Origin of the sequence: Streptomyces cucumeris, from assembly GCF_024295805.1 — a bacterium.
GTDB lineage: Bacteria > Actinomycetota > Actinomycetes > Streptomycetales > Streptomycetaceae > Streptomyces > Streptomyces cucumeris.
This window is the reverse complement of sequence record NZ_JANCLX010000007.1, coordinates 344,828-357,344: the sequence shown is the minus strand read 5'-3', so window position 1 is coordinate 357,344 and position 12,517 is coordinate 344,828. Positions and strand designations below refer to the sequence as shown.

The 12,517-nt window shown below is 71.8% G+C and carries 8 protein-coding genes; 7 read left to right on the top strand and 1 reads right to left on the bottom strand.

The genetic code is table 11. The features are described 5' to 3' along the window. Window positions 1-229 precede the first annotated feature (229 nt). The 5 genes from NMK44_RS14145 (at window position 230) to NMK44_RS14125 (ending at window position 6,671) form a co-directional block, all read left to right on the top strand. Window positions 230-607, top strand: a complete 378-nt coding sequence (locus NMK44_RS14145; protein ID WP_254742567.1) for an MmcQ/YjbR family DNA-binding protein — start codon at window positions 230-232, stop codon at window positions 605-607. 196 nt (window positions 608-803) lie between these two features. Next, window positions 804-2,021, top strand: coding sequence for a CaiB/BaiF CoA transferase family protein (locus NMK44_RS14140; RefSeq protein ID WP_254742564.1), 1,218 nt, complete (start codon window positions 804-806; stop codon window positions 2,019-2,021). Window positions 2,022-2,032: 11 nt separating this feature from the next. Then, window positions 2,033-3,178, top strand: a complete 1,146-nt coding sequence (locus NMK44_RS14135; protein WP_254742645.1) for an acyl-CoA dehydrogenase family protein — start codon at window positions 2,033-2,035, stop codon at window positions 3,176-3,178. A 39-nt stretch (window positions 3,179-3,217) separates the two neighbouring features. After that, entirely contained in the window at window positions 3,218-4,432 is a 1,215-nt protein-coding gene (locus NMK44_RS14130; protein ID WP_254742561.1) for an acetyl-CoA C-acetyltransferase, read from the top strand. Between the two features lie 52 nt (window positions 4,433-4,484). Then, window positions 4,485-6,671, top strand: coding sequence for a 3-hydroxyacyl-CoA dehydrogenase NAD-binding domain-containing protein (locus NMK44_RS14125; protein ID WP_254742558.1), 2,187 nt, complete (start codon window positions 4,485-4,487; stop codon window positions 6,669-6,671). Window positions 6,672-6,740: 69 nt separating this feature from the next. On the opposite strand, the gene NMK44_RS14120 is transcribed toward NMK44_RS14125, so the two are convergent. Continuing rightward, entirely contained in the window at window positions 6,741-7,520 is a 780-nt protein-coding gene (locus NMK44_RS14120) for a MerR family transcriptional regulator (protein WP_254742552.1), read from the bottom strand. A 201-nt stretch (window positions 7,521-7,721) separates the two neighbouring features. Between NMK44_RS14120 and NMK44_RS14115 the strand changes: the two genes are divergently transcribed. Together NMK44_RS14115 and NMK44_RS14110 are read left to right on the top strand one after the other, a co-directional pair. Next, on the top strand, window positions 7,722-11,540 hold the full coding sequence (locus NMK44_RS14115; protein WP_254742549.1) for a glycoside hydrolase family 2 TIM barrel-domain containing protein: 3,819 nt from the start codon (window positions 7,722-7,724) through the stop codon (window positions 11,538-11,540). Between the two features lie 51 nt (window positions 11,541-11,591). Further along, the gene (locus tag NMK44_RS14110) at window positions 11,592-12,449 is read left to right on the top strand and encodes an oxygenase MpaB family protein (RefSeq protein ID WP_254742546.1); all 858 of its coding nucleotides are present in this window, start codon (window positions 11,592-11,594) and stop codon (window positions 12,447-12,449) included. The last annotated feature ends 68 nt before the right edge of the window (window positions 12,450-12,517 follow it).

The window sequence follows — 12,517 nt, the reverse complement described above, 5'->3', positions numbered from 1 at the left end:
CAACGTTGAGAAGTCGCCTGCAAGCAGACGCTTCGGTCAGTGATCCAGCCGTGCCGGAAGAACCGGACCCGACGCACCCTACGCAGCCCCCGAAGATCCCGGAGAGCCATCTCCAAAGCTAAATGTCGGTGCCGGGGGCTAGCGTGGAGGAAACCGGTGGCGGCCCGCCGGCGCGCGGGACCCCGGCCGCCTGACGACAGCCGAGGACCGTACAGCGCAGGAGGAACCGATGGCCGCGTCGAAGGACCCGCTGAAGGTGCGGGGCGCGGTGCGCGCGTTCGCGCTGGGCCTCCCCGGTGCCTGGGAGGACTTCCCCTGGGACAGCGCCGTGGTCAAGGTGGGCAAGAAGATCTTCGTCTTCCTGGGGCCGGACGACGGCGACCGCACCCCCGGTATCACCGTCAAGCTGCGGGACGAGGCGGCCCACGCCCATGCGATGTCCCAGCCCGGTGCCGCGCCGACCGGCTATGGCCTCGGCCGGTCCGGATGGGTGTCCATACCGCTCGCCGGGGGCGCGCCCGGGGCGGATCTGCTGTGCGACTGGGTCGAGGAGAGCTATCGCACGATCGCCCCGAAGCGGCTGGTCGCGGAGCTCGACGCGGACTGACGGCGCCACCGGACGCGCGCCGCCGCCGGACCCTCTCGGCGCCCGCCCCAGCACCTGCCCATGGCCCCGTCGGCCAAAGACCGGCGGGGCCATGGCCTTTCGCCCCCCGCCGCCCGGCCCGGGGGCTTGTGGAATGTGGCACGCCTTCTTAGCATCGGCGGTGTTACAGCAAAATTGTCACAAGGTTTGGGGTCGGATGGTGGCGACAGACGACGGGGCGGTGCCGGGCGGCCCGCTGTCCGGGGTCCGGGTGGTGGAGCTGGCGGGCATCGGGCCGGGACCGTTCGCGGCCATGGTCCTCGCCGACCTCGGCGCCGATGTCGTCCGGGTGGACCGGCCGGGCGGCACCGGCGGCCTGCGGATCGACCCCGACTACGACATCGCCAACCGCAACAAGCGCTCGGTGCTGCTCGATCTGAAGTCCGACGACGGCCGGGCCACCGTGCTCGAGCTCGCCGGGCGCGCCGACATCCTCATCGAGGGCTACCGCCCGGGCGTCGCCGAGCGGCTCGGGGTGGGCCCCGAGGCGTGTCTGGCCCGCAATCCGCGGCTGGTCTACGGCCGGATGACCGGCTGGGGCCAGGACGGCCCGCTCGCCCGCAGCGCCGGACACGACATCGGCTACATCGCCGTCACCGGAGCGCTCGGCATGATCGGCGCCGCCGACGGACCGCCGGTGGCCCCCGCCAACCTCCTCGGGGACTACGCGGGCGGTTCGCTCTACCTCGTCATCGGTGTGCTCGCCGCCCTCCAGCACGCCCGTGCGGGCGGCCCCGGCCAGGTCGTGGACGCCGCCATCGTGGACGGCACCGCCCATCTGTCCGCCGTGATCCACGGGATGATGGCCGCCGGGGGCTGGCAGGACCGCCGCGGCGCCAACCTCCTGGACGGCGGCTGCCCGTTCTACGGCACCTATGAGACCTCCGACGGCGGCTACATGGCCGTGGGCGCCCTGGAGCACAAGTTCTACGCGGAGTTCACCGAGCGGCTGGGCATCGCCGGCCAGGCCCCGCCCCGCGAGGACTTCGACGCCTGGGCCACCCTGCGCTCCGTCATCGCCGCCCGCTTCAAGGAGCGCACCCGCGAGGAGTGGACGGCGGTCTTCGACGGCTCCGACGCCTGTGTCGCACCGGTGCTCTCGCTGCGCGAGGCGCCCGCACACCCCCATCTCGCCGCCCGCGCCACCTTCACCGAGCACGGCGGCATCACCCAGCCCGCACCCGCACCGCGCTTCTCCGCCACCCCGGGCGCGGTGCGCCGCGGGCCCGCCCGCCCCGGCGCGGACGCGGCGGAGGTGGCCCGGGACTGGGACGTCGCCCTCCCGCAGGACTCCACCGGGAGCGCCACCGGGAGCGCCGCCGAGGGCGCTGCCGAGACCACCGCCGAGACCGCCACCGAGGAGAACCCGTCGTGACCCGCACGCCCCTGACGCGCCAGATCTTCACCGCCGAGCACGACGCGTTCCGCGAGACGGTCCGCACCTTCATCGCCAAGGAGGTGACCCCGCACCACGAGCGCTGGGAGGCCGAGGGCGTGGTCGACCGCGAGGTGTGGCGCGCGGCGGGACGGCAGGGGCTGCTCGGCCTCGCCATGCCCGAGGAGTTCGGCGGCGGCGGGAGCGAGGACTACCGCTACTCCGCGGTGATCTCCGAGGAGCTGGCCCGCGCGGGCACCTCCGGGTTCGCCGTACCGCTGCACAACGACATGATCGGCCCGTACCTGCGCACCCTGGCCACCGAGGAGCAGAAGCGCCGCTGGCTGCCCGGCTTCTGCTCGGGCGAGCTGATCACCGCCATCGCCATGACCGAGCCCGGCGCGGGCTCCGATCTCCAGGGGATCCGCACCACCGCCACCGACGCGGGCGACCACTGGGTGCTGAACGGTTCCAAGACCTTCATCTCCAACGGCATCCTGGCCGATCTGGTGATCGTGGTCGCCCGGACCACCCCCGAGGGCGGCGCCAAGGGTCTGAGCCTGATCGTCGTCGAGCGCGGCATGGAGGGCTTCGAGCGCGGCCGCAACCTCGACAAGATCGGCCAGAAGGCGCAGGACACCGCCGAGCTGTTCTTCAACGACGTCCGGGTGCCCAAGGACAACCTGCTGGGCGAGCTCCACGGCGGCTTCGGCCACCTGATGACCAATCTGGCCCAGGAGCGGCTGACCATCGCGGTCTCCGCCATCGCCGCCGCCGAGCACGTCCTGGAGCTCACCACGGCCTACGTCAAGGAGCGCGAGGCGTTCGGACGGCCGCTGGCACGGCTCCAGCACATCCGCTTCGAGATAGCCGAGATGGCCACCGAATGCGCCGTCACCCGCGCCTTCCTGGACCGCTGCATCACCGACCACACGACGGGCGGGCTGGACGCGGTGCAGGCGTCCATGGCCAAGTGGTGGGCGACCGAGCTCCAGAAGCGGACCGCCGACCGCTGCCTCCAGCTCCACGGCGGCTACGGCTATATGACCGAGTACCCGGTCTCCAAGGCGTTCACCGACGGCCGCATCCAGACGATCTACGGCGGTACCACCGAGATCATGAAGGAGATCATCGGCCGCTCCGTGCTCGCCGACTGAGCTTCCCGCCCCACCCCTCCCCCTCGAAAGGCTGCTGACGTGAGCACCGAAGCGTACGTGTACGACGCCATCCGCACCCCGCGCGGGCGCGGCAAGGCCGACGGCGCCCTGCACGGCACCAAGCCCGTCGATCTCGTCGTGGGTCTCATCCACGAGATCCGGCGGCGGTTCCCCGACCTCGACCCGGCGGCGATCGACGACGTCGTGCTCGGCGTGGTCAGCCCGCTCGGTGACCAGGGCTCGGACATCGCCAAGGTCGCGGCGATCGCCGCCGGACTGCCGGACACGGTCGCGGGCGTCCAGGAGAACCGCTTCTGTGCCTCGGGTCTGGAGGCCGTCAACCTGGCGGCCGCCAAGGTCCGTTCGGGCTGGGAGGACCTGGTGCTCGCGGGCGGTGTGGAGTCGATGTCCCGGGTGAAGATGGGCTCCGACGGCGGCGCCTGGTTCGCGGACCCGATGACCAACTACGAGACCGGCTTCGTCCCCCAGGGCATCGGCGCCGACCTGATCGCCACCATCGGCGGCTGGAGCCGCCACGACGTGGACTCCTTCGCCGCGCTCTCCCAGGAGCGGGCGGCGAAGGCGTGGAAGGACGGTCTCTTCGACCGTTCGGTGGTCCCGGTCCGCGACCGCAGCGGGCTGACCGTCCTCGACCGCGATGAGCACATCCGCCCCGGCACCACCCCCGAGACCCTGGCCGGGCTCAAGCCCTCGTTCGAGGCGATCGGCGAGGCGGGCGGCTTCGACGCGGTGGCGCTCCAGAAGTACCACTGGATCGAGGCCATCGACCACGTCCACCACGCGGGCAACTCCTCCGGCATCGTGGACGGCGCCGCCCTGGTCGCCATCGGCAACCGTGAGGTCGGCGAGCGCCACGGGCTGACCCCGCGCGCCCGGATCGCCTCCGCCGCCGTCTCCGGCTCCGACCCCACCATCATGCTCACCGGTCCGGCACCCGCCTCCCGCAAGGCGCTCGCCAAGGCCGGGCTGACCATCGACGACATCGACCTGGTGGAGATCAACGAGGCGTTCGCCGCGGTGGTGCTGCGCTTCGTGGAGGACATGGGCCTCAGCCTGGACAAGGTCAACGTCAACGGCGGCGCGATCGCCCTGGGCCATCCACTGGGGGCGACCGGCGCGATGATCCTGGGCACCCTGATCGACGAACTGGAGCGGCGCGGACAGCGCTACGGCCTCGCCACGCTGTGCGTGGGCGGCGGTATGGGCATCGCCACGGTGGTCGAACGTCTCTGACCACCCCCGACGCCCTTTCCACCGACCTCCCTTCCCCCTTGGAGACCGTGCCATGACCGAGACCACCACCGCGTCGACCATCCGCTGGGAGCGGGGCGACGACGGCGTCGTCACCCTCGTCCTCGACGACCCCGGCCAGTCCGCCAACACCATGAACGCCGCGTTCATCTCCTCCCTCGACGCGATCGCCGACCGCGCCGAGGCCGAGAAGGACTCCATCCGCGGCATCGTCATCACCTCCGCGAAGAAGAGCTTCTTCGCCGGCGGTGACCTCAAGGACATGATCCAGGCCGGGCCCGAGCACGCCGAGGCGATGCTCGAGGTGAACCTGCGCATCAAGCGGGGTCTGCGCAGGCTGGAGACGCTCGGCAAGCCCGTCGTCGCGGCGATCAACGGCACGGCGCTCGGCGGCGGACTGGAGATCGCCCTCGCCTGCCACCACCGGATCGCCCTCGACGCGCCCGGCTCCCGGATCGGTTTCCCCGAGGTCACCCTGGGCCTGCTGCCGGGCGGCGGCGGTGTCGCCCGTACCGTCCGGCTGCTCGGCGTCACCGACGCACTGCTCAAGGTGCTGCTCCAGGGCCAGCGGCACGCCCCGAAGCGCGCCCTGGAGGCGGGTCTGGTGCATGAGGTGGTGGACACCCCGGAGGAGATGTCCGCCCGTGCGCGGGCGTTCATCGACGCCCATCCGGAGTCCGTCCAGCCCTGGGACGAGAAGGGCTACCGGATCCCCGGCGGCACCCCGGCCCATCCGAAGTTCGCGGTCAACCTGCCCGCGTTCCCGGCCAATCTGCGCAAGCAGCTCAACGGCGCGCCCTACCCGGCGCCGCGCAACATCCTCGCCGCCGCCGTCGAGGGCTCGCAGGTGGACTTCGAGACCGCGCAGGTCATCGAGGGCCGCTACTTCACCGAGCTGGTGACCGGGCAGACCGCCAAGAACATGATCCAGGCGTTCTTCTTCGACCTCCAGGCGGTCAACTCCGGTGCCAACCGGCCGCAGGGCATCGAGCCCCAGCAGGTCCGCAAGGTCGCGGTGCTGGGCGCCGGGATGATGGGCGCGGGCATCGCCTACGCCTGCGCCAAGGCGGGTATCGAGGTCGTGCTCAAGGACGTGTCCACCGAGGCCGCCGCCAAGGGCAAGGCGTACTCCGAGGGGCTGCTGGCCAAGGCGCTCGCCAAGGGCCGCACCACCGAGGCCAAGCGGGAGGAGCTGCTCGCCCGGATCACCCCGACCGGCGATGTCACCGACCTCGCGGGCTGTGACGCGGTGATCGAGGCGGTCTTCGAGGACCCGGCGCTCAAGCACAAGGTCTTCCAGGAGATCGAGGGCGTGGTGGCACCGGACGCGCTGCTGTGCTCCAACACCTCCACCCTGCCCATCGGCCTGCTCGCCGAAGGGGTGCAGCGCGCCGACGACTTCATCGGACTGCACTTCTTCTCGCCGGTGGACAAGATGCCGCTGGTGGAGATCATCAAGGGTGAGCGGACCGGGGAGAAGGCGCTGGCCCGCGCGTTCGACCTGGTGCGGCAGATCAACAAGACGCCGATCGTGGTCAATGACTCGCGTGGCTTCTTCACCTCGCGCGTCATCGGCCACTTCATCAACGAGGGCGTGGCGATGGTGGGGGAGGGCATCGACCCGGCCTCCGTCGAACAGGCCGCCGCCCAGGCCGGTTACCCGGCCAAGGTGCTCTCCCTGATGGACGAGCTGACGCTCACCCTGCCCCGCAGGATCCGTGAGGAGACCCGGCGGGCCACCGAGGAGGCGGGCGGCACCTGGCAGCCGCATCCGGCCGACACGGTCATCGACCGCATGGTCGAGGAGTTCGGCCGCCCCGGCCGCAGCGGTGGCAAGGGCTTCTACGACTACGACGCGACCACCGGCAAGCGCGGCCGGCTGTGGCCGGGGCTGCGTGAGCACTTCGGCGGCGGCGAGGGCACCCGCATCCCGTTGGAGGACATGAAGGAGCGGATGCTCTTCTGCGAGGCCATCGACACCGTGCGGCTGCTGGAGGAGGGGGTGCTGACCTCCGTCGCCGACGCCAACATCGGCTCGATCCTCGGTATCGGCTTCCCCGGCTGGACCGGCGGTGTGCTCCAGTACATCAACGGCTACGAGGGCGGGGTCGCCGGATTCGTGGCGCGCGCCCGGGAGCTGGAGGCGGCGTACGGCGAGCGGTTCGCGCCGCCCGCGCTGCTGGTGGAGAAGGCCGAGCGGGGGGAGCGGTTCGCCGACTGAGGCACCGCGGCGGACATCCCCCATGCCGCCGGTGGACCGGATCGCCCCGGTCCGCCGGCGGCCGGCGGTTCAGCCGTCCCCGGCGCTCCCGGGGTCCTCCGCGGGGCCGTCGAGGTCCTGTCCGTACCAGGCGCGCAGCTCCTGCTTCATCGACCGCTGGAACGCGATCACCAGCGCCTGCACCACCAGCGGCTGCATATGGGCCGACAGCGACTTCTTCGCGCGCACCCGCTCCGGACCGGCCTCCGACTCCCGGTCCCGCTGCGGCCCCCACACCTCGTCACGGAACAGCCGCCCCAGCTCCCGCGCCGCGGAACGGGTGTGGTCCACCACCACCGCGTGGGCCGCCAGTATCGTCTCCAGCGCGATCGGGACGTCCAGCAGCCGCATCCCCAGAGTCAGCACCCGCGGGTCGATCCGGAAGACCTCCGGGTCCCCGGTGGGCTCCAGGGCGTCGAGCGCGGCCAGCCGGTCGATGTCCTCCCGCGTCAACTCCCGCCCCGCGCGCCGGGACAGCTCCTCCCGGCTGATCTCCTCGGGGGCGTCCGGGGCCCAGGAGGCCACCATGGCGCGGTGGATGGCCAGGTCGTCGGGGCTCATGTCCTCCGGGAGCCGGCCGAGGTAGCGCTCGATGGCGGCCAGCGTCATCCCGTGGTGCTGGAGCTCCTCGATCAGCGCGAGCCGCGAGAGGTGCTCGGCGCCGTAGCGGCCGACCCGGCGGGGGCCGATCACCGGTGGCGGCAGCAGTCCTCGGGTGCCGTAGAAGCGGACCGTGCGGACGGTCACCCCGGCACGCGCCGCCAGTTCGTCGACGGTGAGAGTCGGTTCCTCGGTGTCGGGGGTGGTCATCGGGGCGCGCCTCGCTCTCCGCTGTGCTGCTCCATCGGGTTCATCAGTATTGCTGTCTCATCACCACTGTGAAACCTCTCGCCGCAACCTCGCCACCGGAGATCGCCGCGAGAACGGTTGACGCCCCCCAGCTCCCTCAATACTGTGCGACCCCGTTCATCTCTGTTTGATTTCTTGGGAATCTGTGAGGTGAGGTGGGAATTGAGTACCAGAGCAGTCAGACCCGGCAGCGGCCCCCGGGGCCCGGTCCGACGGCTGATCGCAGTGATGCTGGCGATGGCCACCGCCGTCGGCCTCGGTCTCACGGCCGCGGACACCGCCACCGGCCGGGCACCGGCCGCCGATGGCCTCCCCGCGGACGTGCACAGCTATCTGGAGGACCCCGAGCGCACCGGTGAGGGCCAGGAACCCCCGCATGCCCGGCTCCGCCCCGACGGTCCCGACCGCGGGAAGTGGGAGCGCAGCCTCGACGGCGCATGGCGGTTCGCCCTCGCCGACCGCCCCGAGGACGCCCCGAGCGGCTTCTGGAAGGAGGACTACGACACCTCCGGCTGGAAGAGCGTCCAGGTCCCGCACACCTGGCAGACCGATGACCTCGACCATCCGCTGTTCCGCAATGTGCAGAGCGAGATGGCGCCCGACGCCCCGCCGAAGGTACCCCGCGACATCAACCCCACGGGTGCGTACGTCCGCACCGTCCAGGTGCCCCGCGACTGGGACGGCCGCCGTCAGGTGATCCGGTTCGACGGGGTCACCTCCGGCTGGTTCCTGTGGGTCAACGGCCACTACGTCGGCTATGACCAGGGCGGCTATGTACCCGCCGAGTTCGACATCACCGACCACCTGCGTCCGGGCGCCAACCGGATCGCCCTCCAGGTGCACCGCTGGAGCGCCGGGTCCTATCTGGAGGACTACGACCAGTGGCGCTACGCGGGTGTCTTCCGCTCGGTGACGCTGTACTCCACGCCCACCACCCGGATGCAGGACGCCTACGTCACCACCGACCTCGACGACGCCTACCGGGACGCGACCCTGCGCACCCGGGTGGACATCGCCCGCACCCCGGGTGACATCAGCGGCCCGCACCGGGTCACCGGGGTGCTCTACGACCCCGAGGGACGCGAGGTGCGGCGGCTGAGCGCCGAGGAGCGCGACGGCAAGGCCGAACTCACCGGGAGGATCACCGATCCCGCCAAGTGGTCCGACGAGGCGCCGAACCTCTACGCGCTGGTGCTCACCCTGCGCGACCCCTCGGGCGAGACGGTCCAGACCGTCCGCCAGACCGTGGGCTTCCGGGAGATCGAGGTCAGGGACAAGCTGCTGAAGCTCAACGGCGAACGGATCCTGATCCGTGGCGTCAACCGCTCCGAGACCGACCCGGCCACCGGCCGCCACGCCACCCGCGCCCGGATGGAGGAGGACATCCGGCTGATGAAGCGGCTGAACGTCAACGCCATCCGCACCTCCCACTACCCCTCGGACCCCTATCTCTATGAACTCGCCGACCGCGAGGGCATCCTGATCGACGACGAGATGGAGATCGAGACCCACAGCCACGAGAGCTGCCCGCGCGACTGTCTCGCCGAGCGCCCCGAGTGGCGGAAGGCGTTCCTGGACCGCCACCGCGGCATGGTCGAACGCGACAAGAACCACCCCAGCGTCATCCTGTGGGACACCGGCAACGAGGCCGGACTCGGCAAGGCCCACTACGCCATGGCCGAGTGGACCAAGGAGCGCGAGCCCACCCGGCCGCTCTACCACCAGTCCAACTGGCCCGACGGCGACGCCCCGTTCGCCGATGTCGCCGGGCCCCGCTATCCGACCCCGGCCTCGCTGGAGTCCAAGGCCAAGAGCTTCGACAAGCCCATCGTGATGGGCGAGTACGCCCACGCCATGGGCAACAGCCTCGGCAACTTCCGGGAGTTCTGGGAGGTGATGCGGTCCCGGCCGCGCGCCCAGGGCGGTTTCATCTGGGACTGGGCCGAACAGAACATCCGCCGTCCGCTGATCACCACCCCCGACTCCTCCGGCAACGCCATCGCCGCGAGCCTGTCCGGCAAGCCGGAGGTCGTCGGCGGCAGCACGGGGCGGACGGGCGACAAGGCCCTGTATCTGTCCGGTCTGGACGACTTCGTCGAGGTCTACCGCGATCCGAAGCTGGACCTCACCGGCACCGCCGTCAGCCTCGACGCCCGGGTCAAGCCCGCCGAGACCTGGACCGGCGACTTCACCATCGTCAGCAAGGGCCGTCAGTACGTCCTGCGGATGAAGGACCGGAACACCCTGGAGTTCACCCTCACCAGCCAGGGCAAGCCCCGTACCGTCACCGCACCCGTCCCCTCCGGGTGGAACGGCGCCTGGCACCGGGTCACCGGCACCTACGACGGCACCGCCCTGCGCCTGTTCGTGGACGGCGCACAACGGGCCGAGACCGCCTGGCGCGGCCGGATCGACTACACCGGATTCGACCTCGGTGTCGGCCGCGACAACGACGCCATGGAGGACGGCTGGAACGGACGCACCGCCAAGGGCACCGTCGACCGGGTTCGGGTCTATGACACCGCCCTCGCCGCGGACCGGCTGTCCGCCGGTGAGGACCCCGCGCGGGACGCCCTGATCGCCCTGGACTTCGACGACTTCACCCACAGGGGCAGCTATCTCTCCTACGGGCTCTACGAGTCCGGGGTGGACGGCCTGGTCACCGCCGACCGCCGCCCCGAACCCGAGACCGCCCAGCTCGCCTGGGTCCACGCACCGATCCGGATCACCGCACCGGCCTCCGGCGACGGCCCCCGCTCCGGCAGGGTCACCGTCACCAGCGAACGCGCCTTCACCGGCACCCCGGACCTGGAGCTGCGCTGGAAGGTGACCGAGGGCGCGAGGACCGTGGCGAGCGGCACCCACGCCCTGGACGTCGGCCCCGGAGCCCACGAGGACATCCGGCTCCCGGCCCCGCCCGCCAACCCCGAAGGCCATGAGCGCCATCTCACCGTCCAGGCCGTCACCAAGCACCAAACCGACTGGGCGAAGGCCGGGCATGTGCTCTCCTTCGGCCAGTTCGCGGTCGGCGGCGACCGGGTGCCCGAACCCGCCGCCCGGCCCGACGGCGGCCCGGTCCGGGCCACCGAGCACGGCGACACCGTCCGCGTCACCGGCAAGGGCTTCCGCTACACCTTCGACAAGAAGAAGGGCGCCCTCACCTCGATGCGCGCGGACGGCCGCCAGCATCTGCGCTCCGGGCCCGAACTGGACGCCTGGCGCGCCCCGATCAGCAATGAACGCTCCGACTGGGGCACCGCCGAGGGCAAACGCTGGCGCACCCTGGGACTGGACCGGCTGCGCACCACCGTGGACGGGACGGAAGTGGCCCCCGGCGACGACGGCACGGTCACCGTCACCGTCCGCTCCACCGCCGCCGCCCCCGATGTCACCGGCGCGTCCTTCGGCCAGACCGTGGCGTACCGGATCGACGGTTCCGGCGCGATCCGGGTACGGCACCGGGCCGAGGCGCAGGGGGAGTTCCGCAAGCTGTCCTATCTGCCGAGGATCGGCCTGAAACTGCGGGTGCCCCAGGCTTACGACACCTTCCGGTGGTACGGCCGCGGCCCGGTGGAGAGCTTCAACGACCGCAAGGACGGCACCCCCATGGGCGTGTGGTCCTCCTCGGTGCGGGACCAGTACGTGGAGTACCTCAAACCGCAGGACCACGGCAACCACGACGATGTCCGCTGGGCATCGCTCACCGACGGCCACGGCGCCGGACTGCTGGTCTCCGGTGATCTGGAGGTGGCCGCCACCGCGTACGACGAACTCGACCGCGCCGCCTATCCGCACTTCCTGAAGCGCAACGACGGCTGGAACACCCTGCACGCCGACCACGCCGTCACCGGGGTGGGCGACACCCCCAATCCGGTCCGCGACGGGTACCGGGTGAAGGCCGACCGTGCCTATGACTACACCCTCACCCTGCGCCCGCTCCGCCCCGGCACGGCGGCGCATACTGGAAGGAGCAACGGCTAGAGACCTTCCGGCGGGCCGGGCGCACACCGGCCCGCCGGTTCCCGGACGACGATGAGCGAGCGCGGCCCCCGCCCCACCGGCGTGGACCACCGGCCGCCACCCACCGGCGGCATCCTGTGGTCCATCGCGGGGGAGGTGCGCAGTGTGCTCGCCCTGCCCGCCGCGCTGACCATGCAGGTCGCCCACCCGGCCGTCGGAGCGGGCGTGGACCAGCACTCGGTCTTCCGCACCGACCCCTGGGGGCGCGGTGAGCGCTCACTGCGCTCGGTACAGCTCTGGGTCTACGGCGGGGACCGCGCCGCCGCGGAGGGCCGCAGACTGCGCGCCCTCCACCGCGGTATCAGCGGTGTGGACGCGGCGGGCCACCCCTACCACGCGCTCGATCCCGAGCTCTATGGCTGGGTGCACGCCACCGGCTTCCCGGTCTATCTGCGCGCCCAGACCTATCTGGGTGCGCGCCCCTTCACCGCCGCCGAGGAGCGCGCGCTGTACGCCGAGTGGCGGTGTGTCGGCCGGGTGCTGGGCATCCCCGAATGCCAACTCCCCGTCCGTGTCGAGGATTTCTGGACCTACTACCGGTCGGTGGTGCGCGAGCGGCTGGCGCCCACCCCCGTCGCCCGTGAACTGGCCGACCCCGGCGCCACCGTCCCCGCCCCCGGCGCGGCGCCGCTGCGGCTGCTCTGGCCGGTGCTGGGGCCGCTGTTCACCCGGTTCCGGGCCTTCCTCACCGCGGGTCTTATGCCGCCGGACGCGAGGGCCGCCATCGGCCTGGAGTGGACGGCCGCCCAGGAGCGCGCACTGCGCTGGTTCGGGCGGGTCACCCGGGTGCTCATACCGCTGTTGCCGGAGCGGCTGCGCTATCTGCCGATCGCGCGTGAGGCACGGGCCCGGGCGCGCCGGGCGGGCTGAGGTCTCCCGCCCGCCCGGCGCGCCCCCAGGCCGGTATTGCGTGCCGCGGGCCCTGCCGGGGGGCGCGG